The 26,613-nt window shown below is 40.3% G+C and carries 21 protein-coding genes and 1 pseudogene; 10 read left to right on the top strand and 12 right to left on the bottom strand.

The genetic code is table 11. The features are described from left to right. Positions 1 to 351: 351 nt before the first annotated feature. Entirely contained in the window at positions 352 to 1,455 is a 1,104-nt protein-coding gene (locus tag MTN97_RS01720; protein WP_248473510.1) for a major royal jelly family protein, read from the bottom strand. A gap of 2 nt (positions 1,456 to 1,457) precedes the next feature. Continuing rightward, the gene (locus MTN97_RS01715; protein WP_248473509.1) at positions 1,458 to 2,468 is read right to left on the bottom strand and encodes a zinc-binding alcohol dehydrogenase family protein; all 1,011 of its coding nucleotides are present in this window, start codon (positions 2,466 to 2,468) and stop codon (positions 1,458 to 1,460) included. Positions 2,469 to 2,582: 114 nt separating this feature from the next. Here MTN97_RS01715 and MTN97_RS01710 point away from each other — a divergent pair, with 114 nt between their 5' ends. Continuing rightward, positions 2,583 to 3,482 carry a LysR family transcriptional regulator gene (locus MTN97_RS01710; RefSeq protein ID WP_248473508.1) on the top strand — a complete coding sequence of 300 codons (900 nt, stop codon included), beginning with the start codon at positions 2,583 to 2,585 and terminating at the stop codon, positions 3,480 to 3,482. Here the strand turns inward: MTN97_RS01710 and MTN97_RS01705 are convergent. Beyond that, the gene (locus MTN97_RS01705; RefSeq protein ID WP_036983764.1) at positions 3,471 to 3,929 is read right to left on the bottom strand and encodes a MarR family winged helix-turn-helix transcriptional regulator; all 459 of its coding nucleotides are present in this window, start codon (positions 3,927 to 3,929) and stop codon (positions 3,471 to 3,473) included. The two genes, MTN97_RS01710 and MTN97_RS01705, sit on opposite strands and share 12 nt — an antisense overlap. A gap of 128 nt (positions 3,930 to 4,057) precedes the next feature. Here MTN97_RS01705 and MTN97_RS01700 point away from each other — a divergent pair, with 128 nt between their 5' ends. The 3 genes from MTN97_RS01700 to MTN97_RS01690 all read left to right on the top strand — a co-directional run bounded on the left by MTN97_RS01700 (position 4,058) and on the right by MTN97_RS01690 (position 6,398). Next, complete coding sequence (locus MTN97_RS01700; RefSeq protein WP_036983765.1) at positions 4,058 to 4,486, top strand: organic hydroperoxide resistance protein; 429 nt, start codon at positions 4,058 to 4,060, stop codon at positions 4,484 to 4,486. Positions 4,487 to 4,688: 202 nt separating this feature from the next. Continuing rightward, positions 4,689 to 5,021, top strand: a complete 333-nt coding sequence (locus tag MTN97_RS01695) for a metalloregulator ArsR/SmtB family transcription factor (protein WP_248473565.1) — start codon at positions 4,689 to 4,691, stop codon at positions 5,019 to 5,021. 666 nt (positions 5,022 to 5,687) lie between these two features. Then, complete coding sequence (locus MTN97_RS01690) at positions 5,688 to 6,398, top strand: VC0807 family protein (protein WP_016900505.1); 711 nt, start codon at positions 5,688 to 5,690, stop codon at positions 6,396 to 6,398. Positions 6,399 to 6,548: 150 nt separating this feature from the next. Here the strand turns inward: MTN97_RS01690 and MTN97_RS01685 are convergent, their stop codons facing one another. Further along, a complete protein-coding gene (locus MTN97_RS01685) occupies positions 6,549 to 7,031 on the bottom strand; it encodes a putative 4-hydroxy-4-methyl-2-oxoglutarate aldolase (protein WP_036983776.1) in 483 nt (160 codons plus the stop codon). 349 nt (positions 7,032 to 7,380) lie between these two features. On the opposite strand from MTN97_RS01685, the gene MTN97_RS01680 reads away from it, so the two are divergent. After that, positions 7,381 to 8,844: a carbon starvation protein A gene (locus tag MTN97_RS01680; RefSeq protein WP_013463008.1), complete on the top strand. Its 1,464-nt coding sequence runs from the start codon at positions 7,381 to 7,383 to the stop codon at positions 8,842 to 8,844. Between the two features lie 72 nt (positions 8,845 to 8,916). Here the strand turns inward: MTN97_RS01680 and MTN97_RS01675 are convergent, their stop codons facing one another. After that, a complete protein-coding gene (locus tag MTN97_RS01675; RefSeq protein WP_248473507.1) occupies positions 8,917 to 9,435 on the bottom strand; it encodes a TetR/AcrR family transcriptional regulator in 519 nt (172 codons plus the stop codon). Positions 9,436 to 9,612: 177 nt separating this feature from the next. On the opposite strand from MTN97_RS01675, the pseudogene MTN97_RS01670 reads away from it, so the two are divergent. From MTN97_RS01670 to MTN97_RS01660, 3 genes and pseudogenes are all read left to right on the top strand, one after another. After that, positions 9,613 to 10,231 (top strand): annotated as a pseudogene (locus MTN97_RS01670) (glutathione S-transferase family protein). Positions 10,232 to 10,245: 14 nt separating this feature from the next. Further along, positions 10,246 to 10,938, top strand: a complete 693-nt coding sequence (locus tag MTN97_RS01665; RefSeq protein WP_248473506.1) for a cupin domain-containing protein — start codon at positions 10,246 to 10,248, stop codon at positions 10,936 to 10,938. Positions 10,939 to 11,059: 121 nt separating this feature from the next. Then, the gene (locus MTN97_RS01660) at positions 11,060 to 11,461 is read left to right on the top strand and encodes an STAS/SEC14 domain-containing protein (RefSeq protein ID WP_013463012.1); all 402 of its coding nucleotides are present in this window, start codon (positions 11,060 to 11,062) and stop codon (positions 11,459 to 11,461) included. Positions 11,462 to 11,659: 198 nt separating this feature from the next. Here the strand turns inward: MTN97_RS01660 and MTN97_RS01655 are convergent, their stop codons facing one another. The 3 genes from MTN97_RS01655 to MTN97_RS01645 form a co-directional block, all read right to left on the bottom strand. Then, positions 11,660 to 12,604 carry a carbohydrate kinase family protein gene (locus MTN97_RS01655; RefSeq protein ID WP_069439127.1) on the bottom strand — a complete coding sequence of 315 codons (945 nt, stop codon included), beginning with the start codon at positions 12,602 to 12,604 and terminating at the stop codon, positions 11,660 to 11,662. A gap of 125 nt (positions 12,605 to 12,729) precedes the next feature. Next, a complete protein-coding gene (locus MTN97_RS01650; RefSeq protein ID WP_248473505.1) occupies positions 12,730 to 15,123 on the bottom strand; it encodes a TonB-dependent siderophore receptor in 2,394 nt (797 codons plus the stop codon). A gap of 167 nt (positions 15,124 to 15,290) precedes the next feature. Next, positions 15,291 to 16,520 carry a sugar MFS transporter gene (locus MTN97_RS01645; protein ID WP_036983784.1) on the bottom strand — a complete coding sequence of 410 codons (1,230 nt, stop codon included), beginning with the start codon at positions 16,518 to 16,520 and terminating at the stop codon, positions 15,291 to 15,293. Between the two features lie 175 nt (positions 16,521 to 16,695). Here MTN97_RS01645 and gtfA point away from each other — a divergent pair, with 175 nt between their 5' ends. Beyond that, positions 16,696 to 18,168, top strand: coding sequence for a sucrose phosphorylase (gene gtfA / locus MTN97_RS01640; RefSeq protein WP_248473504.1), 1,473 nt, complete (start codon positions 16,696 to 16,698; stop codon positions 18,166 to 18,168). Between the two features lie 72 nt (positions 18,169 to 18,240). On the opposite strand, the gene MTN97_RS01635 is transcribed toward gtfA, so the two are convergent. Further along, a complete protein-coding gene (locus MTN97_RS01635) occupies positions 18,241 to 19,272 on the bottom strand; it encodes a LacI family DNA-binding transcriptional regulator (RefSeq protein ID WP_016900594.1) in 1,032 nt (343 codons plus the stop codon). 81 nt (positions 19,273 to 19,353) lie between these two features. Further along, positions 19,354 to 20,247: an AraC family transcriptional regulator gene (locus MTN97_RS01630; RefSeq protein WP_248473503.1), complete on the bottom strand. Its 894-nt coding sequence runs from the start codon at positions 20,245 to 20,247 to the stop codon at positions 19,354 to 19,356. Between the two features lie 195 nt (positions 20,248 to 20,442). Between MTN97_RS01630 and MTN97_RS01625 the strand changes: the two genes are divergently transcribed. Then, entirely contained in the window at positions 20,443 to 21,963 is a 1,521-nt protein-coding gene (locus MTN97_RS01625; RefSeq protein ID WP_016900596.1) for an aldehyde dehydrogenase family protein, read from the top strand. A 746-nt stretch (positions 21,964 to 22,709) separates the two neighbouring features. On the opposite strand, the gene MTN97_RS01620 is transcribed toward MTN97_RS01625, so the two are convergent. Both MTN97_RS01620 and MTN97_RS01615 read right to left on the bottom strand, forming a co-directional pair. Then, on the bottom strand, positions 22,710 to 24,377 hold the full coding sequence (locus MTN97_RS01620) for an RluA family pseudouridine synthase (RefSeq protein ID WP_248473564.1): 1,668 nt from the start codon (positions 24,375 to 24,377) through the stop codon (positions 22,710 to 22,712). A gap of 152 nt (positions 24,378 to 24,529) precedes the next feature. After that, positions 24,530 to 26,578, bottom strand: a complete 2,049-nt coding sequence (locus MTN97_RS01615) for a S9 family peptidase (protein WP_248473502.1) — start codon at positions 26,576 to 26,578, stop codon at positions 24,530 to 24,532. Between the last annotated feature and the right edge of the window lie 35 nt (positions 26,579 to 26,613).

The following is a 26,613-nucleotide window of genomic DNA, read 5'->3' as shown; positions in this document are numbered from 1 at the left end:
AAGTATATAAATACCAAATCTATTGGCTGTAAACTCGCTCTTTGTCGCACGTAGTATGGGTATTACTCGGATCGTTTACCTGCCATACGCTAATGTCTAAACGCCAGAGTAGGTAGAGGGTGTGGTATAGGTTAGCCATGGTATTTTCCTTGAAAGTTTCACTGAACACATTGTTACTGTGGAAGAATTATGCCAACTGTTAAGTAAATATTTTATGAATATAAATCAGGTATTTATTAAACAACTAAAAAATAACTTTTAAACGCTTAGCACCACTTTGGGGCTAAAAGGCCTAAAAGTTGCACCAAAATGCCACGCAGCAGGTGCGTGGCTTGGGTTTTTACGCTGTAATTAGCGACCTACCTTACCTTTTACTAGCGGGTCGAACGACAGCACACTAAATTTTCCTTGGCTGGCATTTTTACCGTTATTTAATACTGGCGAGCGATGTAGCTCATTTACGGTAAAGTATATTTTATGATCGGCGCCATAACTAAAGCCATCTGGCCAGCTTAAGCGCTCGTCTTTAAATAATACTTGGTAGTTACCACTTGGCTTTACTACGCCAATTGCGCCATTGGTTATGTCGGTAACATACACATTGCCGCCGCCATCAACAATAATGCCATCTGACATGGGTTTAGAGCCGTAACGCGTTACTTTACTCTCAAGGGCGCTTGCGCTCAGGCTTTTATTGTTAATATCGCTTGTGGCAATACGGTAAACCGACGTGCCAGACATAGAGCCAAAGTAAAGCCACTGTTCGCTTGGGTCGAGTGTGATTGGGTTTACGCCTAAACGAGCTGGTTGACCGCCTAGTTTCATGGTGCGCCCTTCAATGACCATGTCGATGTTTTCGGCTGTGGTGTATGAGCTATTTTGTAATACTCTGCGCGCCTCACCAGTTTTTAAATTTACGATAATAATAGCGGCTTGGCTGCCTTGTGCGGTGTCGGCAATGTATACAACACCGTGTTTATTATCGATGACTAAATCGTTTAAAAACGAGGTGTCGGTAATGGTGGGTTTAGCTAAGTAAATTATTTTATATAGTTGCTCTTTATTGGTATCCCAACCGACTAAACGCCCAGCATGATCAGGGCCTGATGTATCAAGCATCCATAATACGCCATCGGCTGATACATTTATGCCAAGTACATCGTAAAACCCTTTGCCGTTTTTATACGCGTATGCCCATTCTTCATTAGGGTAGGGTTTGGTGGTGCCATCACTTAATAGCTCCATAATTTTTTGTTTTTGGCCGTAAAAACCATGTACCGATAAAAACTTACGACCCGATGGCGTAATAGCAATGTTACCCGGTGGGTGTTGCGCGCCAAATGTGGCGACTGTTTTTAAATCAGCATTTTGATTAGCGGTATTAGCAAACACACTGCTGGTTAAAAACGCAGCACTGCAGGCTGCAACTAAAAGTAATTTTTTAATCTTGATCATGTTTAAAAGCCTTCTAAAACAAGTTTACCGCGTGAGGTGTGCGATTCTAAAATTTGATGCGCTTTATATAAATTAGCGGTGTTTATTGGGCCTAAATTTTGCCCAAGTGTGGTTTTAAGCGTACCTGAGTCTATCAGCTCACTAATTTCATTAAGTAAGGTGTGCTGCGCTGTTATATCGGGTGTAGTAAATAGCGAGCGGGTAAACATAAATTCCCAATGAACCGATATAGATTTAGGTTTAAATTTTAAAATATCGAACGATGTAGGGTCATCTATTAGCGCAAATTTACCTTGGGGCTTAATGCACTCCACTATTTGGTCTTGGTATTGGTCGGTATGAGTTAATCCAATAACGTAATCAAACTCAGCTAAACCGAGCTCTTTGCGCTGCTCGTTTAAGTTTTTAGAATGATCGAGCACGTGATCGGCGCCTAACTCTTTAAGCCAGGTTACGCTTTGCTCGCGTGATGCAGTACCAACCACATTTAGCCCAGTAAGTTGCTTGGCAAGCTGTACTAAAATAGAACCAACGCCACCTGCGGCGCCAATAACTAAAATAGATTGCTGAGTATTTTGCTTATTTTTAGGCACTTGCAGGCGGTCAAACAGCATTTCGTAGGCGGTAATACTGGTTAGAGGCAGTGCTGCGGCTTGTGCGCCGGTTAATGTTTTAGGCGCACGCCCTACAATGCGCTCGTCAACTAATTGAAATTGCGCATTACTGCCTTGGCGCGATAAATCGCCGGCGTAAAATACACGATCCCCCACATTAAATAACGATACTGACTCGCCAACGGCTTTTACAATGCCTACGCCGTCCCAACCTAATACTTTGTAGCCTTGTTCCGGCGCTACATTTGCACGTATTTTTGTATCTACTGGGTTTATTGAAATAGCATTTACTTCAATAAGTAGGTCGTGCCCGGTAGCGGTTGGGGTATCAAGCTCAATTTCTTGTATAGAGCTTGCTGTAAGCGTTTTAGTGTTTTTGCTGTATCCAAATGCTTTCATGTGCGTTCCTGATGATTTTAACTAAGTACTTTTAACTTAATAAGTACTATAGCTCAGTTGAAAAATAGAAAAAGACATGAAAAACTAAAGCACTTTCAAATTTTAATTGAAAATATGCGATCATTTAACGATATTCAAACTTTTATAGATGTAGCTAGTTGCGCCAGTATTTCTGAAGCCGCACGGCAAAACGCGCAAACCCCAGCGGCGGTAAGTGCAGCTATTAAGCGCCTAGAAAAAGATTTAGGAAACGTACTGTTTATTCGCTCAACCCGCAGCTTACGCTTAAGTGTGGCAGGAGAGCAGTTTTTAACTTATGCCAAAGATTCACTTTCGCTTATTCAACAAGGGGTAGCCGCAGTGCAAACTGCAGTAGGCGAAGTAACAGGGACACTACAGGTATCGGCCCCGTGTGATTTAGGGCGAAATAAACTAAGTGAATGGCTTAATGAGTTTTTAGCGCAATACCCGAATGTAAAACTTAAACTGCACTTAAGTGACGAAGTAAGCGACATTTATAGCCAATCAATTGATATTGCACTGCGCTTTGGTGTACCAAAAGAGTCGCAGTTAATTGCAGCGCCACTATTTTTAAATAATGCGCGTATTTTAGTGGCCTCTGCTGAATATGTAGCAAAAAATGGATTGCTTACACACCCCCTTAACTTAACGCAGCATACCACCATTACCTTTATGCGTTTTGGTGAAGTGTTTAAAGAGTGGCGTTTTTATAAAAATGGCGCAGTACAAAAAGTACATCTAAATTGCCAACATATAGTAAACGATGGTGAAATGGTGAGGCGCTGGGCGCTAGAGGGCAAAGGCATTGCGTATAAATCGTACTTGGATGTCATTGATAATTTAGCAAGCGGGGAGCTCGTTCATTTATGCCCACAGTGGCAAAGCGATCCGCTACCGCTTTATATGATGTACGCCGACCGACGCCAAATGACTCCGGTGATCACCGCATTTAGGGCGTTTATTCAACAAAAAATAACCGCGTTAGTTGGCTAACTCATCGTCGCTTTTAGTATTTAAATCGTTTACTACTAAATCAAGCAGCTGCATAAGCTGTTTGGCTTGCGTAGGGTCTACACTTTCAAACTTACATAATATATTTTTTGGAATATCAGCGGCTTCGTTTTTAAGGGCTTGCCCACGATGGGTAAGCTGAATTAGGCGCTTGCGCTTGTCGTGCTCGTCTTTAATAACGGCTAACAGAGACTTTTCGGTCATTTTTTTGAGTATTTGGGTCATAGCGCCGCCATCAATAGCGGTTTTATCTATTAGCTGCGCTATGGTTATTTTGTCTTGCTCCCACAGCGCCATCATTACTACATATTGCGGATACGTTAAGTTAAGTGCAGCCAAAGGCTCACGGTAAGCGCGTGCAATGCTATTTGATGCCATATATAACCTATGACACAGCTGATTTTTTAACTTTAATTGCTCAAACGACATACCTAACTCCTAAATACCTTAAATTCAAAAAACATTTTAATTTGCATGCAAAGTATTTGCAATCTCTAATCACTTGCCTTACTATTTTGCATGCAAAATAAATTAATTGATAAACTTTGGAGTTCACTATGAATGTATTACAAAACGTTGCCTACACGGCAAAAGCAACTGCAACCGGTGGCCGTGAAGGTGTAGCTAAATCTGACGATGGCCGTTTAGATGTAAAACTATCAACCCCAAAAGGGCTAGGTGGCGACGACGGACAAGGCACAAACCCAGAGCAATTATTTGCAGCAGGTTATGCTGCCTGTTTTATTGGTGCACTTAAGTTTGTAGCGGGTAGCGAAAAAATTGCCCTGCCAAGTGATACTTACATTAACTCTGAAGTGTCTATTGGTGCGATTGATGCCGGTTTTGGTATTGCTGTAAAGTTGGCTGTATCACTAGGTGATATGGACAAAGCAGCGGCACAAGCCTTGGTAGAGAAAGCACATCAAGTATGTCCATATTCAAATGCAACTCGCGGCAATATTGAAGTAGAGTTGTCGGTTATTTAATTAACCCCTTTATATTGTTTATAAAAACACGCCATGAGTGATCATTGCGTGTTTTTTATTGGGCACATCTCTAAAAAGCCAAACTTGAGTTGACGCGGAAAATAGATAACTTTACCTGTATATATGAAATTTCATATTTTCACTACTCCATATGTCTTTCTTTTCATATATTGTTGTTGTATGCAAAACAAGACTACACTGTATTAATAAACTAAATCCTCTGCATTTTTTTAAATGTATTGCTGATGACACCCGCTTAAAGACAATACTGCTTATTGCGCATGAAGATGAGTTATGTGTATGTGAATTAGTGGCGGCACTTGATGTAAGCCAGCCTAAAATTTCACGGCATTTAGCTGTATTACGTCAATGCGGTTTTCTTGCTGATCGTAAGCAAAATCAATGGGTGTTCTATAGCTTAAATAAATCACTACCTGATTGGGCGAAAGATGTAATTACAAAAACATTACATGCCACCCCTACATTTTATGAGTATCAATTACAGCGTTTAAATGTGATGGGTAAGCGCCCCTGAACTCTGGTTAAGAGATTTACTAACACAATAAATAAATAAAAGATATTTTTATTTATTTATCTCTAGCTAGAGGTTTTTAGTGAAAACAAGGCGAAATTACGTGTCAATAGTCGCCTATTGCAAGTAAATTCAACGCAGTTAGCGCTGAAAGTAGCTGCTTGAGATGGATTTATTATCCGGAGTTCAGGTTAGCTAGCATAACAACGACAACAAGAATGAGTTCAATAGACATCTTCAACGCTGGCGAGAGTGTTTTATCTTCTTGTAACTGAATTTTAGTTTGCTCAACTATTTCAGTGATATTTATGCTGTTTAAATTCATTAAAGCTAGAGCGATAGGGTAATCGCTCTAGCTTGGCATACTGGCAGGATCAGCAAATAGCTAAAAATGATCCTTAGAAAATAGTTTTTCTTGGTGAAGAGTTACATTTTTTGTAGCTTTAATATAGTCTTTGAGGGCTGAAAATACGACTGGTGATTTAATTAACGCCTAAATTTATACCTATATTACTGCAGAGTAAGCGCTACATAATAAAATAATACGACTAAGTGCCATGCTAGAATGGCGAGCGTATTGCGAGTATTATGCAAAGAAGCAATGTTTAGCATTATTTATTCCACATAAGGGGAAATTAATGGCAGCAGTAATATTTTTTGGAACTAAAAATGACCAGTAATAATCAAGCTACAAATAAGCGTAAAAAAAATAATCCGCTTATCGAAATAGTCTTTAATATCATCATCCCTTCAGTCATTTTAATGAAGTTTTCTGGCCCTGAATATTTAGGCAGTGTGGCTGGTTTAATTGTCGCGCTTATATTCCCCATTAGCTATGGGATTTATGATTTTATAAAAGCGGGCTCATTAAACTTCATCTCGCTTTTAGGCTTTTTAAGTACTTTGCTTACCGGTGGTATTGCCTTGTTTGAGCTAAACGTTGAGTGGTTAGCTATAAAAGAAGCAGCTATTCCGGCAATCATTGGTTTTACCGTGTTGATGTCGGGTTTTTTTGGTAAACCCCTGCTAGCCAAACTTTTATTAAACTCACTTTTATTTAAGCTAGATACTATTTACGATGCCTTAGATGCACGAGGCAATACACAAAGCTTTAAACAAAAGATTACTAATGCTAATTACTTATTAGCGCTTACCTTTGTGTTTTCATCTACGATGAATTACATCCTTGCTAAATGGATTGTTACCAGCCCTGCAGGCTCCGTTGAGTTTAACGAACAGCTTGGCGAAATGACGTTACTGAGTTATCCGGTAATTGCTATTCCGTCTATGCTCATGCTCATTGGTATTTTTGTTTATGTAATTAAAGTACTAACTAAATTAACCGGTATGAAGTTTGAAGACATGGTTAATGCTGAATAGGGTTATCCATAATCTATAATAAAAAGCCGTTGTTAAATAATAACACCACTCGTTTAAGAACGAGTGGTGTTTTTTTCGTTTATATCTAACCGGATATTTTTGTGTCTTTGCCAGCACCGCTCGTGGATCGCGAACAGTCACTTTTATTGTTCAAAACAAGGCTTTATTACTAATAATTAATCCATTGACATCAGCATACACCCAATCACCGGTATTAATTGTGGTGTTTAACATATTAACCGGGTGATCTTTGGCACCTAAACCGCGCTTAGTGGTGCAGCGCGGCGTAGCGCCTAGTGCCATCACGGGTAAATCAAGCGTGGCAAGAATTTCAATATCGCGGCAACAACCATTAATAATAATGCCTTGCCAGCCATTTTTTAGGGCTCGCTCTGCAATCATATCGCCAATGAAGGCAAAACGTTTACTAGCAAAGCCATTCACAACCAACACTTTGCCTTCACCATTTTCATGTAATATATTGCCAGCAAACGAGTTATCGTCTGGGCAGGTGACAGTCACTACTTGACCATAAAAGAGAGTTTTATTACCAAAGTGTTGCAAGCCACTGTCAGCGACTTGCACATGGTCGCGATGTTCATCGTATAAATCGGGCGTAGTAAACTGTGTCATTGAGGGCATCCTTGTTTTTTTGTAAAGCCACGTAGGCCAACGGCAGTACATTTAAAGTAGTAATAATGTTTATCGTAGGCTAATTAATCATTCAGGTGTAGCTATTGTTGCAAATTGGCGTATAGATTTTAGTCGCAATATAAGTACTTTTAACGTTTTTTAACGCTTTTTTATAAGTAACTTATGCTGTTACTTAGTTTTATTTTTTGAATAAATTTGATTTTGCCAGAGCATTAGCCAAACGTCTCATTGTTGCGTGCTTTTTCATATGCTACGTTCAATTGTTATTTTAAAATTTGGGCTGTAATAATTGGCCCTATACACACATACAAAAAGAGAAGCGTGCTTTATGATCATCTTTTTTATTTGCCTAACTATTTTAATATTAGGCTATAAGTTTTACAGCCCGTTTGTTGAAAAGCAAGCGGGCATGGATTCAACGGTCGACACACCACAAAAACGCTTTAGCGAAGGTGTTGATTACGTTGCAATTCACCCTGTTCGTGCATTTTTGATTCAATTTTTAAATATAGCAGGCGTAGGCCCCATATTTGGCCCAATATTGGGTGCATTATATGGTCCGGTTGCGCTTGTATGGATTGTGCTTGGTAATGTTTTGGGTGGCGCTGTACACGACTTCTTCTCAGGAGTAATGAGTATAAAAGAAGACGGTAAAAGCTTACCGGAAATAGCTGGGCACTACTACAACGTTGTATTTAAAGGCTTTATGCTTATTTTTACTGCGATGCTACTATTTTTTGTTGGTGTTGTATTTATTATGAGCCCGGCAGGATTATTAAGTAACCTTGATATATTTAAGGATACAATATTTGCAAATAATACCTTTTGGGTTTTGGCCATTTTAGCTTACTACTTTTTAGCCACGTTATTACCCATTGATAAAATCATCACTAAGTTTTACCCTATTTTTGGTTTGTTAATGATCGTAATGACAGTAGCTATTGCGGTATCACTGCTAATAAACGCACCACATTTACCAGTAGCGGGCGACTTTTTAGCATACTTTGAGGCTGATCACGCTCATGACTTCTTAGCACCAAATCCTGATGGACTGCCCACTTGGCCGCTGCTATTTATAACCATTACCTGTGGTGCTATTAGTGGTTTTCACTCAACGCAAGCCCCTATTATTGCCCGTTGTTTAACCAACGAAAAATACGTACGCCCAGTTTATTATGGTGCGATGATGTGTGAAGGCATTGTAGGTTGTGTTTGGGCATTAGCGGGTATTGCTGCATTCCCTGAAGGCTATGCGGGTTTAAAAGCTATGCTTGATCTTGGTGGCCCAGGTTTGGTGGTTAACCATATTGCAAACAGCTACTTAGGTGTATTTGGCGGTATTATGGCAATTATTGCTGTTGCTGTTTTCCCTATTACCTCAGGCGATACGGCGTTTCGTTCACTGCGCTTGACTGTGGTTGATGCGTTTAGTATTCCGCAAAGTTTACGTAATCGTTTATTGCTAGCAATCCCTATTTTAACCATTGCCTACTTTATGACTAAGCTCGATTTCTCTGTGATTTGGCGCTACTTCGCATTCTCAAATATGCTGCTTTCTACTAGTGTGTTGTGGCTTGCGACCAAGTACTTATTTGACCGTGGTACATTCCACTGGATCACTAGTATACCAGCAGTAATCGCTACAGCAGTGACCTTGTCATACATAATGACCGCGGCAATAGGGTTAAACTTATCAAGTGATTTAGGTAAACCGATTGGTGCAGCGGTGGCTGTTATAGGGTTTATTGTATTAGCTGTTGTGCATTCAAAGCATAAAGTGCGTACGGCTTAATAAATCGTAATCTTAAAAATGTAAAAGCGAGCCTTATGAAGGCTCGCTTTTTTTATACTTGATCGCCAATCGCTAAAAAGTGGCTTGTTCGAAGTAGCTGATATCATCTAGGGTTTTACTAATCATCATCGCACCCTCTAATAAGCTCACTGTTTGTATTGCCGCGCGAGCAGGGTTTTCTTCACCATTCGCAGCGTGTGCTTGGGTTAACCAGGCTAAATTTTTATTAAAAAACCGCTGAACTTCAACCCGCACTTTATCAGGTAGGCTGTCGCTTTCTGCGCCGAGCAAGCCACATAAACACATTTTTTTATCAATCACGAGTGCATTTCTAAATAACTGAGTGTAAATATCAATAGGGTTTTTACCGTTTGCTTTGTGTGTCTCTGGTTCACCAAGTACAGCGATAAAGGCATCGGTATATTGATGCGCAAGCTCTGCACCTAAATCAGCTTTAGTTGGAAAGTGATAATGCACACTGGCACTTTTAATACCAACTTCACTGGCCAACTCTCTAAAGCTAAAATTGCTATAGCCACCAAGTCTAACTTTATTTTCTGCTGCTTTTAACAGAGCCGCTTTTTTTGTCATTTTAAACTTCCTTCATATCGCTGCAAAAAATTATCAACCAGTAGGTAGTTATTTTCAAGCTCTTTTATTTTTAGTTTGCAAAGGTCGAGATCTTAATATAAATTACCTATCAGAAGGTAGGTAATTTATTCTTGCCAGTATTAGTTCAAACTGTGGTAAAAATATAAAAAGATAATTATGAAAATTTATGACGTAGAAAACTTTCCTAATCCATTACGTGTACGTATTGCGCTTGCTGAAAAAAAGGCGACTGATAAAGTAGAGTTTGTTGCTGTCGATTTATTAAATGGTGAGCACCGTACTGAGGCTTTTTTAACTAAAAACCCTTAGCAGGCGTACCTGTTTTAGAGCTAGATGATGGAACGTTCATAACAGAAAGCACCGCGATTACTGAATATATTGATACCGCTTTTGCAGGCCCTTCATTAACCGGTGTTAAGGCAAAAGAACGCGTGGTGATTAATATGATGCAAAAGCGTGCGGAGTCTATGGTGCTTGATGCTGTAGCCACTTACTTTTATCATGCAGCGGATGGTTTAGGCCCAGCGCTTGAAACCTATCAAAATGTTGCTTGTGGAGAAAAGCAAGGTGAAAAAGCGCGCCAAGGCTTTGTTTATTTTAATACAGTGTTAGCCAACTCTGCTTATGTTACCGGTGAGAATTTTAGTGTTGCAGATATTACTTTGTACGCCGGTCTGGTGTTTGCAGGCTTTGCAAAAATAGCTATTCCTAGGAGCTATCACATTTAATAGCATGGCAAGAAAAGGTCGCTCAACGTCCAAGCATTGCTGTTTAGATATGGAGTCAAATATGAAAATTGCAGCTGATTTTAGCGAACGTGTTGTTGTACATAGCGAATCGTTAGAATGGATAGCCTCACCGATGGCGGGTGTTGATAGGCGTCCACTTGATAGAGTGGGCGATGAGGTTGCACGCGCAACCAGCATTGTACGTTATGCGCCAAACAGCCATTTTTCTGCTCATACACATACCGGCGGTGAAGAATTTATTGTGCTTGAAGGTGTTTTTCAAGATGAACATGGTGATTTCCCCAAGGGTTCTTATATTCGTAATCCGCCTGAGTCAAAACATACACCAAGCTCTGAAAACGGGTGCGTTATATTTGTAAAATTATGGCAGTTTCAGCCAGAGGACACAGAGCATGTTCGCTTGCAAACTAATACCATGCACGGTGTTCCTCACCCTGAGTTTAGTAATGTAAATGTGGCTTCTCTTTATAAAGATGCCTTTGAAGAGGTGAGTATTTTAGCATTTGCACCTAACAGTGAAATATCGTTAAACGCCTTAGGTGGGGGCGAGCTTTTAGTTCTTGAAGGCTCGCTTGAAGAGCAGGGCGATACATTAGTAAAGCACAGCTGGTTAAGAGTGCCGCTTAACAGCGAAATTAAAGCAACAGCAGGCAGTGAAGGAGCCAGAGTGTGGCTTAAAATCGGTCATTTAACAGATGTTGAAAACCAAATAGCACGGCTTAAAAATGCATAATTAAGCATTTAATTAAAATGGGCACAATAAAAGTATATGTGCCTGTTTTTTGATCTACTTCACTATTGGTTACTAAGCTATCACCTATACTTGATGCTCATATTATTGCGGAGTTCGGGTTATGGTAAATTTAACACACGGCTTATCTATTGGTATTGAGCGCTCTGGTTGCGAGTTTTTTTTAACCTTAAAAGCCATAGGCACACTCACTCATAAAGATTATGAAGTGATCACGCCGATGATAGACTCTGCGCTTGGCGAAGTTAAACATCCTATTGTTAATGTACTCATAGATGGTACTGAGCTTGATGGCTGGGAACTTAGAGCCGCATGGGATGATTTAAAACTTGGCTTAAAACACAACAAAGAGTTTAAAAAAATAGCCATATACGGCAACAAAGACTGGCAATCAACCATCGCTAAATTAGGCAGTTGGTTTGTATCAGGTGAAATTCAATATTTTGAGAACGCCACTGCGGCTTTAGAATGGTTAAAAAGTAATGATGAAGAAGCGGATGCTTAAATAAAGGCCATAATCGGCCTTTATTTTTAAAGTATTTATACCAATTCGCTTAATTAAGTGATCTATTTTGAGGCAGGAAAAACGTGTTGATAGCTAGGCAAAAAGTGTGCTATTTAGTTGTTCAAAATGAGAATTTTTTAACGCAGATAGCGACACGTTTAGCCCCATAAAATGATTAAGTATTATTGCGGATTGGTATTATACCTCTTGAAGTGTAGGTAATGCGGGAAATGCCCCCTTGGCTAAGCAGGCTTTAGAGCCACAGCGCAAACCAAAATTTAAAGCGTGTTTTACTAGATGCTCATTATTAATTTTTTCGATGAGCGGGCTATTTTCATCGGTGTGATTTAAATAATATAACACGCCTGCAATAAACGCATCACCGGCACTGGTAGTATCCACAGCATTAATGATTGGCGCCGATTCGTTTAATATAAACGCCTTATGGTAAACCGTTGCCGGTGCAGGGCCATCGGTTAAAAATACCAATTTAACACCTATATTTAAAATAGATTGTAAGTAATCATCAGGTGCATGCTGTGTTTGCTCAGCTAAAAAGTTCAGCTCATCACGCGATAGCTTAACAATATCGCAATAGGCATAACACGCGTGTACATTGTGTTCAATGTCATTGCTATTTTGCCACAAGCTATAGCGTAAATTTACATCAAAGCTAACGAGTTTATGGTTGTTTTTAGCCAGCTTTAAAGCACACACGGTGGTGTTTGCAATGGCTGGATTGGTTAACGTGTTGGAACAAAAGTGTAGGGTACTCAATTCATCCCATTTGATATGGTTTAAGTGATCACTCGTTAACAGTAAATCGGCGGTATTGTGGCGATAAAAATTAAAGCTGCGTTCACCGGTTTCATCTAAACTCACAATAACTACGGCCGTTTGAGAGTCTTTAATCGTAAATAAGTACTCTGTACTTACTTTATATTGCTCAAGCGATTTACTTAATTGCTTAGCAAAGTAGTCATCACCCATACCGCCACAAAAAGCAGCCTTGCCGCCTAACTTTGCATAACCTACCGCTACATTGGCAGGGGCACCTCCTGCAATGGGCAAATAAGCACTGTTTTGAGAATCTTGTGGCAGCATATCAATAAGTAGCTCGCCGAGGCTAAGTAATTTGGTCATAGTGTAAATCCTAAAAAACCCAGCAGAGCTAGGTCAAAATTCAAGGGAGAATTATTAAAACTAATTAAAGTTAGTGTAACAATCGCTGAAAAACATAGCTTCAGCGTTTGTTACACTAAAGATGGTTAGTTAAACGCGTATTTAAGCGTTATTGATGTTGTGCGGCCATTAATAGTACGGGCGCGAATAATGTTATTATCTGGAATTGAGCCTTCTTCAGCTTCTGTAATACCTACCGTATCGAATAAGTTATTTACATTAAGTGCAATATTAAGGTTTTCAGATAAATCGTAACTTACAAAGCCATTTACTTGAGTGTAACCGTCAAATTTAAGGTCGTTATTGTCTTGAGCGTAAGCATCAGTAGTACCAATAAAGTTGACACCGGCAGCACCTTTATCAAAGCTATAACGAGCCATTAAAGAGTAGATTAAATCAGCTTGGCGGCGTGGCGTATTACCTACCACTTCAGGGGTAAGTGCATCCTTAGCAATTTCTGCATCAGTCCATGTTAAGTTACCACGAAAATCCCATGCATCGATGAAGTAAGTTGATTCAATTTCAATCCCTTTTGCTTCGTACTCACGGTCAAAAAAGGTTTGCGATGTTGCTTCAAAGTTTTGCTCTTCTGTTTCTGCATAAAACGCTGTTGCAAAAACTGAGAGTGAATCAAAACGTTTTTTAACCCCAAATTCATACTGGTTTACTTCATCAACGGCATCTTCATCAGCAACCGAACCATCAGCGCGTACTTTACCAAATAAAAGTCGGTCAGCATTTGCACGGCCACCTTTACTCAATCGTGCAAATGTCGCAAGGCTTGAGTCTATTTGGTAGTTAGCCCCAATTGAATAGGATGCATAATCCCAATCGTAATTTACTGGGCTAGCATTTGCGGTATCAATGCCTGCTACATTTTGTTCAGGAACTGAAATCACTCCATCGCGATTCATATCGACCGTTGAGGTAACGGCACCTGCATAGTTGCCGCGTGCTTCACCACTATCGTAACGAGCACTGGCGTCAATACTTACATCCCCCACTTTTGTTGAAAATGAAACGTACGGGGCGCGGGTATCGTATTCTGTATCGTAATCACGCTGACAACAGTTACCCCAAAAAGGCGTTCCGTATGCATATAAACCATTTTCAGAAAACGCTGTACCATCAGCAGCTGTTACATTTAGTAGCGCCGCATTATCGCCTTTAAGCTCCATTAGGTAAGAGTTCCATAACCATGACATAGCAATATTTTGCGTTGAAGCATAGTAACCAAACGTAACGCTTGTATCATCGTTTAGTGATTTAGTTAGTTTGAAGTCGTTCACAATAGAGTCAAAGTCGTTCATTGTGACGTCAAACGTATGAATACGCATGGCTAAATCGTCATTAAATGCAGCCCCGGTATTTGCATTACTAAGCGTTGCACCTGCGCCGCCAATACTTTGTGCAATAGCAGTCGCGCTGCCTACTTCAGCAGGAATAAGTGAATTAAAGTTACCGCTCACAGAGGATTTACGAAAACGGTTTTCAATACGCCAATCGTTATCTAAGTCAAACACGGCTTCAAAACCCACTGAGTCAACTTGCGGGTTCATACCATCGCGAATATCGCCGCTACTAATTTGATTTTCGCCATTTAAACGTACTGTTTTAGTAAATAATGCCGAATGCGGGGTATCCGATTGTGCGTCAAACCCTGGGATTGAGTCACCATTTGCATACATTGGCATTGGTAAGTAACCCACGCTTTTGTCATCTAAATGTTTGTAATAAAGACGCACGTAACCGTTTTCAAAGTCTTTTGTAAGGTTGGCTTTAATTTGCCCACCTTTATTTGATGTGTAACCCGTTTCACGCGGGCCTTCACCTTGGCGCACAAAACCACCTACATGAAAACGTACGCTATCACTAAGGTAAGTGCCGTATTCAAAGTCTGTACGAATAGTGTCGTAATCAAGGCCCAGTGTTGTAGAAATACTGCCTGATTCGTTTTCACCATTTTTAGAAATAAAGTTAATTATGCCGCCCGGTGCATTACTTGCTGCAGTCGAGGCCGAACCACCACGAATTGATTCGATAGTTTGTACGGTATTATCTAGGCGCATAAATATATCAGCGTTACCAAAAGCAATATCACCGTATTGCATAACGGGTAAACCGTCTTCTTGTAATTGTAAAAACTTAGCACCACCAGAGGCCACAGGTAAGCCGCGTACAGCAATGTTTGCGTTACCTTCACCGCCGGTTGATTCTGAGCGTACGCCCGGAATAATTCTAAACGCTTCAGCAGTTGAACGGGGTGTAGATACTTCAACTTGAGCAAGCGATAGGCTGCTCACTGATGAGCTTGATGCCATAATGGTTGTACGACGTGGTACACCGGTTACAACGATAGTCTCAAGACCTTTGTTAGCTTGCGCTTGTGTGTTTTGCTCTTCTTGTTGTGCATAAACGCCTTGGCTTACAGCCAGCGCTAAAGCACTCATTAAATATAAAGGTGTGTTGTGTGTTGTCATGTGAACGCCTCGTTTTGTGAGCCCGAAGGGGTTGTTATTTTTACTTAATCGATTAAGTAAAAATAACAAATCTTTTACAATAAGCAAATTATTTTATTCTTTATTTGCTGTTTTTTTTACTCATCTATTGATTTATATAGTGTTTTTTTAGCACCCAATTTTTTGATTTACTCAGTTATTAGGTTGCTCTCTTGTAAAGCGCTGGCTGATGGGTCACGGAAATAGTTAAAAAGCATCGCTAAAAATAAAATAATGGCAAAGCCGGTTGCAAGATAAAAACCATAACGTACATGACCAAAGTAATCGCTGATCATACCCATGAACAAGGGTGCTAATGCGGCTGAAAGTGCAGTGAAAAATAATATAACCCCAGCAACTGCGCCATGTTGTTGTACCGGGAAGCACGATATTCCTTTGGAGTTTAAGGTCGGGTAAACCATCGACATAAATAACCCTGAAAGCGGCAATAAACCAACAGCCCAATCAACGCCACCGACTAAAGTACCCACATAACATAATGCGATACCTAAACTTAAGTAAGCCATAACACCTTGCCAGCTATAGCGGTTTAATAACCACACCGCAATAAAACGACCTGCGGCACGCAGTATAAAAAATATGGTGAGTGCATAGGTTGCCAAAAGGGGCCAAGAGCCCGTGTAGTCTTTTAATAATGTCGGCATCCATACATAAATGGCAACCTCGGTTGCAACATAAAGCGCAATGGCGAGCGAAAAGCCAAGCGCGTAGGGGTTTTTTATCATTTTCATGGTGGTAGCAAGTGAAGCGGGCTTTTCAGTGCTTTTAACAACGCTCGGATACTCTGCACGCCACGCTAAAAACGCTAAAATTAAGCACATAATACCGGCAATAATATATAAATAAGTCCAACTTACATTTTGTACCAGTAATACACCAACAAGTGCAGGCCCAACAATGGCACCAATACCAAAAAAGCCTTCTACTTTGTTCATGGTTTTAGTGTGCTCTGCGTTGCTATGAGAAATATCACCTAATAACGCTAAAGCGCCGGTTTTAAATAAGCCAATAGCTAAGCCAATACAGCAAAGCAAAAAAATAAAAAATATAAAGCTGCTACTAATGGCGAATAAAAAGCAACTCGCAGAAAATAGTAATAACCCAAGCATAATCGTTTTTTTACGCCCGAGGCTATCGGCTAAAAAGCCTAAAAATAATCCGCTAAAGGCAATGAGTGCCATAGGCGCATAGTGAAATGCGCTGGCTTGGGTCATGCTTAAACCAAATTCAGTTATGAGCTCGGGAATGATCATGCCAACGGCATCGGAGGTCATGGCAAACATAAAAAACATCATATATGTGAGCCAGCGAATTTGTTGCAACGGATCGCTGCTTACGTGTGTGTGTGATTTTGTCATGTGCTTTTCCTCGTTAAATGCGTTCTTAACACCCAGTAAGTCAGTCAGTTACTGATTATAGTATTAATGTCGCCACGATATTTGTATGTAAAATTTATAAAAATAACTTGTAAATTCGTACGTGCTAGTTAAAGATATATCTTAATCGATTAAGTTTCAACATGGTAATCACACAATGATGAAGAATAAAGTTCAATTGATCACATACGCTGATCGAATTACTGGCCAAGATATAAATGCACTTACCACTCTTTTACATGGCCCATTAGAGGGCGTTTTTGGTGGTGTGCACTTATTGCCATTTTATAACCCAATTGATGGCAGCGATGCAGGCTTTGACCCGATTGATCATAGTGAAGTTGATTCTCGAATCGGTACTTGGGACGACATAAAGGCACTCGGTAAAGACCATGATTTAATGGCTGATCTCATAGTGAACCATGTGTCGGCGCAATCTTTTCAGTTTCAAGATGTACTGGCTAAAGGTAAAGCGTCAGCATTTTGGGATTTATTTTTAACCAAAGAGGACGTGTTCCCCAATGGCATGAGCGAGGCTGAGCAGCAAGCTATTTACCGTCCACGCCCAGGCAGTTGTTTTACGCCAATGAAATGCGGTGATGGTCAAACGTATGATTTTTGGACCACTTTTACCGATAATCAAATTGATATAAACGTAAAAGTAGAGGCAGGAATTGCGTATTTAAATAATGTGCTTACTAAGTTCTCTGCTAACAACGTTAATATTATTCGTTTAGATGCAGCGGGTTATGCCATTAAGCAGGCGGGTACTAATTGTTTTATGCTAGATGAAACATTTGGCTACTTAGATAACTTATCAAAGCAAGCCAACGATTTAGGCATGGAAACCATTGCAGAAATTCATAGCCATTATCAAACACAAGTAGATGTAGCTAAGCGCGTTAATACGGTTTATGACTTTGCGTTGCCACCACTTATTCTACATAGCTTATTTAATAACAATGCGGATGCATTACTCAAATGGCTAAAAATATCGCCGCGTAATTGTTTAACGGTACTAGACACCCATGATGGCATAGGCATAATTGATGCAGGCCCAATGGGCGAAAAACCAGGCTTATTAAATGCAGAGCAAATTGATAACCTAGTAGAAACCATGCATGCAAATAGTAACAATCAAAGCCGCCAAGCAACAGGCGCGGCTGCCAGTAATGTCGATTTATATCAAGTAAACTGTACTTATTACAATGCATTAGGCGCTAATGATTTTGACTATTTGCTGTCGCGCGCAATTCAATTTTTTGCGCCAGGTGTACCGCAAGTTTATTACGGCGGCTTATTTGCCTGTGAAAACGATATGGAACTGTTAGCAAAAACCAATGTTGGCCGTGATATAAATCGCCCATATTTGAACGCGGCTAAAATAGAGCAAGCCCTTAATAAACCGGTAGTAAAAGGGCTCATAGAGCTAATTAAAATGCGTAATGAACATCCCGCATTTGCAGGTGAATTTTCGGCTCAAGGCGGCGCAAGTGTTTGCTGTTTAATGTGGAAGCTTGAACAACAATCAATTTCTTTGAGGATTGACTTTGCAAGCCGTACTGCACTTATTACGCAGCTTAATGGCACTCAAGAAAGCACTCTAAACTTACAAAGTTTATTGGCTTAATAGCTTTATTTGTTGAAAACCAAAAGCCAAGCAGTTTCTGCTTGGCTTTTTTATTTGCTTTATTAACAGTGCTTAGCTACTTGCACCAATATCGAGTGCGTAACCTACTTCATATTGTTTTTCTTCTTTAGAAATAAATAAGTTAGCAGCCATAACGCCCTTTTCTTGGCTATTTTGATGAATTGTAGTGAGGCGAGGTACAAAACGAGCGGCTTCTTCTATGCCATCAAACCCCACAATACGCAGCTCACTGCCTATTTTTATCCCTTGTTTTATGGCTTCTCGCATGGTGGCAAGGGCAATTAAATCGCTCATGCATATAATCACGTTAGGGCGAGGGGAGGCTGTTAATACCTCTTTTGCGGCAATATTTGCAAAGCGCTCACTGCTTTCAGGAATATTCCAAATGCGGTCGTCGGCAACCGTTATATTAGCCTCACTTAAGGCGCGTTGATAGCCACGCAAACGTTGATGCGAAATAGATTGGCCAGTTTCAAATTCGTGATGTTCGTATACCCGGCACAATACATTTTCATCAAGTAATCTTAAGCCTAATATAGCCACTTTATCATCTTGATTATGTAAAACATGTTTGGCTATTTCATAACTGGCTTGCTCGTTATTAACATTAATTGAGGCGTTACGGGCAATGTCAAAATCAACCGTCACCACATGTTTGGAGACTGTTTTTAGTTGCTCTACTAGTGCTTTATTGCGCGGGCGACCATAACAAATAAAACCATCGACAAAATCAACAACGCTGTTGAGGTTGTCACTATTGCCTGAAAACAATAAAACATTAATATTGTTTTTTTCAAGTACCGAGGTTACTCCCCGCATAAAACTGCTCGCAACAGGGTCTGATACCATGTATTCCACGCTATCAGGAAGGACTAATGCAACAATATTAAAGGTGCCACTTCGCAAAGACTGCGCCGCTTTATTAGGGCCATAATACCCCAGCTCTTTGCACGCTTTAAGTATGGCTTCGCGGCGTTTAGCAGAGAGTTGATCCGGGCGATTAAACGCATTTGATACCGTAGCATTAGACACACCTAACTCTTTGGCAATACTCTTTAATGTCCAGCGGGTGGGTTTACTCATCGGTGACTCATTACTACTTACAACATTGCAAACAATCTAGCATATTAGGCTGTTTAATATAACAAAAACTGTTGTGTTAGGTTAGTGGCGACACGCTTTTGGTGCAATACCAAAAGTTTGCTTAAATAAACGGCTAAAATGACTGGCGCTATTAAAACCCAGGTCGTAGCACACCTTGCTTATAGCGTGGCCTTCTAATAAAAGCGTACGGGCCTTTTTAAGCCTAAGTTGTTGTTGCCAAAGCGCAGGGCTTGTACCAAAAGCAAGTTTAAACTGCTGATAAAACTTACTACGGCTCATACAGGTTATTTTGCAAAGGGTGTTTATGTCGAGGTTTTCGCTTAAATGCTCTTCAATATAATGCAGTGCATCACTCACGTTACTTTTTAGGCGTAGTTTATCGCAGTTTGCCAGCAATAAATCACGGCTCTGTTGTTGTAATAAACGGGTGATCAATTCGTTTAACGATAAATCAATCAAGTAGTGTCGCTCAGCGCCTTGCTCACTAAATAAATGCACCATGCGCTCTAATAACTGCTGCGTTTGAGTATTATGTTGGGTATGCACTAAATTAGGGTTGTATTCAAACAAGGCATCGTTTGCAAAATTTTGCTGCATATTAAGCGCATTAGCCACATTGGTTATTTTATCGGTGCTTATTTCAATGGCTAAACAGGTTGTGGGTGCGTTCATAGATGCATGCGGAAAATCAATTAGTACGCCTTGCTCGGGTGCTAATACAAACGATTCATGTGGTAAAAACGCTTTGTGGTATTGACTGCTCTCAACATGCATTATTTTTTTACCACTGAGCATGGCACAAAACAGTAATTCGTTTGAGTGCAACGCCACTTTTTGCGCACTTTTATAGGTATCGTAAATACTTAGCTCAGAGTTATCGGCAGCAAAGGTCACTTTGTTTTCAATCAGTACATCAAGTTGTTGGCGTTTTTTATTTAACTGAGATGTGTGCATGTTCAGCCTTTTTTAATCGTTATAGAGCGTTTTTAATGTGGACTCACAGACAACTTTTTTGGACAGCTAAGCAAGTTTTTAAGCGCTTAATGGTCTAATGTCAATCAATACCGATTAAATATAAAACAAGTTGCTACATTACTCTAACAAATTTCGGCTTAGACTTTTAGCTAACAACAACAAGAGAACACACATATGATTTACGCAAACCCAGGTTCACCAGACGCACTCGTCACATTTAAACAGCAGTATGGTAATTACATTGGCGGCGAGTGGGTTGCCCCAGTCAACGGCCAGTACTTTGATAATATAAGCCCAGTTAATGGCAAGGTGTTTTGTAAAGTACCGCGCTCAGATAAAGACGATATAAACCTTGCACTCGACAAAGCCCATGCAGTAAAAACCCAGTGGGGCACTACCTCAGTCGCCGAGCGCAGCAATATACTATTAAAAATTGCCGACCGTATTGAACAAAACTTGGAGCTACTTGCAGTGGCCGAAACATGGGATAACGGCAAAGCGATTCGTGAAACCCTTGCCGCTGATATTCCACTAGCCGCCGATCACTTTCGTTACTTTGCCGGTTGTTTGCGTGCTCAAGAGGGCAGTATTGGCGAGATAGACGAAACCACGGTGGCGTATCATTTTCATGAGCCTCTAGGCGTTGTAGGGCAAATTATTCCGTGGAACTTCCCATTATTAATGGCCGCATGGAAATTAGCGCCTGCACTTGCAGCAGGTAACTGTGTAATATTAAAACCTGCCGAGCAAACACCTGCCTCAATCTTAGTGTTAATGGAAATTATTGGCGATTTACTCCCAGGAGGTGTTTTAAATGTGGTAAACGGCTTTGGTAAAGAAGCAGGTGAAGCACTGGCAACCAGTACGCGCATTGCTAAAATTGCCTTTACAGGCTCAACCCCTGTGGGCTCACATATTTTAAAATGTGCAGCCGAAAATATTATTCCTTCAACGGTAGAGCTTGGGGGGAAATCACCTAATATCTTCTTTAGCGATGTTATGGAAAAAGACGACTCATACTTAGATAAAGCAATTGAAGGTGCCATTCTTGCCTACTTTAACCAAGGTGAAGTATGTACTTGTCCATCACGCTTGTTCATTCAAGAAGATATTTATGAGCAATTTATAGAACGTATTTTAAAACGTACTAAACAAATTAAACGTGGCAACCCGCTTGATAGCGAAACTATGGTAGGCGCACAAGCCTCTAAAGCCCAGTTTGATAAAATTTTAAGCTACATTGAAATTGGTAAAGAAGAAGGTGCTGAAGTATTAACTGGCGGCCATGTTGAGCAATTAAGCGACGAGCTAAACGGCGGGTATTACATTCAACCTACACTATTAAAAGGACGTAATGACATGCGCGTGTTCCAAGAAGAAATTTTTGGCCCCGTTATTTCAATGTCGACCTTTAAAGACGAAGCCGAAGCACTTGAACTGGCTAACAGCTCAGAATTTGGTTTAGGCGCAGGGGTATGGAGCCGTAATATGAATCGTGCTTATCACTTTGGTCGCAAAATAGAAGCAGGTCGTGTATGGACTAATTGTTACCATATGTACCCAGCACATGCAGCGTTTGGCGGTTATAAAAAGTCTGGTATAGGCCGCGAAACTCACAAACTCGCGCTGGATCATTACCAACAAACTAAAAACTTGCTAGTAAGTTACAGCGAAGATCCGCTTGGCTTTTTTTAATAACGCGTTTTAGTTTAAACAAACAACCTATAAGTAATGAAAGCGCTACATTTTTGTAGCGCTTTGTTTTTAAAACCCAATACCCATCGCATTAAATTAGTGGCTAATTATAACAATAAAGAAATGGCTTATTTGTGAGGCAAAAATCTTAGTGAATTATGCATAAAGAGCGCAAAGAAGCGCTGCGCTGAAAGAATAGGTTAAAGGTTATAGTTAAGGGCTGTTATGACTAGGTGTCATGTTGTTTTCACAAGCTCGCTGCTCGTCACTCGAAGCCCGCTCATTTACTTCTCATTCACTTCTCTCAGTTCAAAAAAATTTAGTGAATTATGCACAAAGAGGGTAAAGAGACGCTGCGCTTTTAGAGGTACAAATAAGTAATCAAATAATAAAGGCAAAAAAATGGTTATAAGCGTTAGCCTATAACCAATAAAGTACACAGGGAGTGTAGGAAGTTCTGTTGTACTCAGTAAACGGTTAGTTACCCATTTACTGTGTGTCATTAAAAGCACTTAATGGCGCTTTTAATCAAATAAAGTGGACTGTAATAAATACTTGTTTTTATAAAAGCAAAGCTAATGCCAGCTTTTAATGTATTGAAATATATGACTATTTATTATTTGTAATTAGAAGCTTTGCATAGTGCAGGTAAATTTTTCTATATTGCAACGGTAAAGGTTACCGACTTTGCAATATAAAAAATGGCAAGGCTTTTTAAAACAGAGGGGAGTTTTAGTATCGCTGATTTAAAAATCAGCGGCTACTTCAAATTCTAAACGTTGATGAGAAATAGGGTGGGTGAAGGCTAAATACTCGGCATGTAAATGTAAGCGCTCTGCCTCTTCACCATAATGAGTATCGCCAACTATCGGGGTATTTAAACCTAATTGATGAGCGCAATGCACCCGTAACTGATGTGTGCGCCCTGTTTTAGGGTATAGCTGCAGTCGGGTGGTGTTGTTTTTGCGCTCCAGTACATGCCATGTTGTTAACGACGGTTTACCGGTTTTATAACACACCATTTGGCGTGGTTTATCATCAAAGTCGAGCACAAGGGGTAAATCAATCACTCCGCTATTCTCAGTGATATTGCCCGCCAATAAAGCAACGTAACGCTTTTCAATTGTGCGTTCAATAAACTGTTTTTGCAGCGTTTTATGCGCGCGCTTATTAAGCGCAATAATTAACAGCCCTGAGGTCGACATATCTAATCGATGCACAATAAGTGGGCCAGAAGCCGCGGGGAACTGAGTTTTAATACGCATGTACACTGAGTCATCAATATTAATCCCTGGCACCGATAAAAATTCAGCGGGTTTGTTTATTACCAGTAAATCATCGTCTTGATAAACAATAGTTAAGTCTTTCCCTTTTGCTGGATTTGTTAGTAATGGGTTTTCTTCAACATTTAAGCCTTTTAGCATATGACCTAAAATGGGTTGGCATTTGCTATAACACGATGGGTAATAATGTAAGTGATGCCTAATTGCTGATTTAGGCGGTGCACCCCACCAAAATTCGGCCATAGCCACTGGTTTTAAATGGTGCTTGTATGCATATTGTAATAATTTAGGGGCGGCGCAATCCCCCGCTCCCGAAGGTGGAGTGTGCTCAGGAAGTTTGGCAAAAATGGCATTCAGATCGGTCACTTCACCGTGTGCATTTAAAAATTGGTATTGAGCAAATAATTTCTTTTGTAGGTTTTTTGAGAGTGTTTTGCGGCGCTTTTTTAATCCGTTAATTTCACCCAGCATAGCTGCTTGGGTTTGCTCAAGCGCTTTAATTTGCGTTTGCCAGTCTTGCTTTAATGCCTGCAGTTGTTTTTTCTCAACAATACTTTGCCCAGCTAAGGTTGTTTTAAGTTGTTCAAAGTCATCGGCATTGAGTTGCTCTTGGCCAGTTTGGCGTTGCTCTTTTCGCTGTTTGCGGGTCACTTGCATGGCTTGTTGTTTGGCTACAAGTTGCTGTTCATAATTTTTACGTGTTGTGGCTAATTGCTGCTCAATGGCTTGATAATCTTCACTGTTTTCTAATGCCGTAATTTGCGCATTAATGGCGTTAATGATTTGGCTTTGCTGACTAAATACAGCATCGTCTATGTGTTTAAGTGCCACATTAGGTGCAAAATTCAGTTGCTCATCTATGCCCGCAATTTGCCCCGAATAGGCGCTAATAAACCCCAGTTTTTGCGCCTGATTTTGAACGACTAGCACACCAAACATTTTACCCGCATCAATATCATCCGTATCTAAAATAGTCTTATCTAGCTTTTTTAATTGCTGTTGTAATTGCTGTGCAGCGGCAACGGCCAAAGGGTGCGGTTTATAATAAAATGGAAATGTAAACTGCTCAGGCAGAGTAAGGGAATCGACGTTTTGATCAAAAACGGTAAAGCAGCTAGCAGGGTTTGACATGGCAGTAAAATTAGCAGTTAACAAAATAATTGCCGAGAGTTTAACATAAGCTGTGCTATGTCACTAAGGATGCGTGCGCGCCAATTTAGACCTATAAAAAAGGCCAACATTTTTATGTTGGCCTTTTAAAATTAAACAGCGTTTATAAGTGCTTATTTATTTGCGTCTTTAACTTCTTTTAACTTAGCAGCATGGTCAATTTCAAACGCAGGCATCTCTTTTTTGCCTTCCATTAAATAGTTGTCCATCCAGCGCATTAAACGCAAGCTGTAGTCGTATTGCGCTGCCACTTTACGGTTACCATGACCTTCACCTGGGTAGTAAACAAGACGTACATCCTTACCTTGCACTTTCATGTAGCGGTAAAGCTCCATAGATTGTGCAGGGTGAACGCGAGGGTCGTCTTTACCATGCATAATAAGCAGAGGTGTTTCAGATTGGCCTGCCCAGTAAATAGGGCTGCGCTCTAAGTACCACTGCCATTTATCCCATGGGTATGAACGCGCATGAACTAGGTTCATTTCGTTAGAAATATCAGTAGTACCAAATTTAGACAGTTGGTTGGTGACACCCACAAACATAACGCTTGCAGCAAAGTGTTTGGTTAGTTTTGTTGCGCCCCACGCCGATGCATAACCACCGTAAGATCCCCCAGTAATACCAACACGTTTAGTGTCTACTAAACCCATATCAACAAGGTGATTTTTAAAGTCAACTAAATCGTCAAATTCTTTACCTGCATAATCGTTTTGGCCTAATTTTGAGTAATCTACGCCTTTTCCTGTAGAGCCTCGGTAGTTAGGATAAAACACCGCATAGCCACGTGCAGCCCCCATTTGACCTGGGCGTGAGTAGTTAGTGACCCAGCCGTCTTTATCATGGCTTTCAGGGCCACCGTGTACCGACATAATAAGTGGGTAGCGTGTGCCTTTTTCATAATCTAATGGGTAAACGAGCACACCATCAAGCTCAACGCCGTCGCGGGCTTTAAGGGTAATGGTTTCTTGCTTGGCAAAGCGTTTATCATTTAACCAGCTATTTGAATCGGTTAAACGTGTTGCTTTATTGCTGCGCACAATAAACACTTCGTTAGGGTGTTTTGCGGTATTACCACGAAGTGCGAGTGTTTTATCTGAATCTGAAACACTTAATTGTGAGGCAATAAATTTACCTTCTTTGACTAATTTTTTATATTTATTAGAGCCCGTTTTAATGCTCGCTACAAAACTTTGCGTGCCTACATTGGCAATAAAGTTAAGTGTATTACGCTTATGCGACCATTCAAAATCAACAACGTGCCCCATAAAGTCAGGTAACCATTCAGTGATTTCAGCGGTTTTAGTGTCAGCAATAAATAAGCGGCCTGTTGCAGGGTCATGCTTATCTTCAGCACCTAAAATAGCAATGTATTTACCATCATGCGACAGCTCTGCATCACCTAGCTTGCCTTCAGTTTTAAACGATAAGGTGACTTTATTGCTAGCAATATCAAACAAATGCCACATAGATTTTGTGTATTTATCATCAATCAATGCGGTAGGCTGAGTTTTAACCAGTAGTTTTTCGCCATTAGCAGCCCAGTTAACATCACTCACGTAATTATCAACGTTGAGTGCGGTGGGGGTAAGTGGCTTATCCGATTTTGCTAAGTCAACAATAAAAAGCTGCTTGTTCTTTAAGCCCATTTCATATACTTCAGCTTTAAAGCCAAGTTTTTTAAGTTCTTTTTCTGACTTGTCTGCTGCAGGCATCGCTAAAATAGCCACCTGTTTGTTGTCTGGGCTTAATTTGTAGCTTGAAATTGATGTGTCTTTTAAAGCAAGAACAGGTTGTGCTTGGCCGCCATCAACAGGTATTTGGTAAAGCGAGGTAAATTTATCGTCTTTTAATTTCGCTAAAAAATAAATTGTTTTACTGTCGTTTGACCATTCTATGCTTTTAATATTAACCGAGCCGGTAATAAAAGGACGTTCAACGCCTTTATCATCAACAACATAAAGCTCACTGTAATTACTGCCGTTCTCATCAACATATAATGTACGCGGTAACGATCGTGTAAACGCAACGTTGTCGCCATCTGGGCTAACACTGGTTTGGATCACAGATTTAATTTTTGGAATGTCTTCAACAGTGATGGCCGATTGCGCAAATGCAACTGAGCTTGAAAGCCCAATTGCCAGCGCTAAGCTAGTTTTTAGCATTGTTATTTCCTTTGCTTTATAAGATTTACCTCATT

It is taken from the genome of Pseudoalteromonas sp. 2CM36K (genome assembly GCF_023161865.1).
GTDB lineage: Bacteria > Pseudomonadota > Gammaproteobacteria > Enterobacterales > Alteromonadaceae > Pseudoalteromonas > Pseudoalteromonas tetraodonis.
The sequence above is the reverse complement of the archived record's forward strand: the minus strand, read 5'-3'. Positions and strand labels throughout refer to the sequence as shown.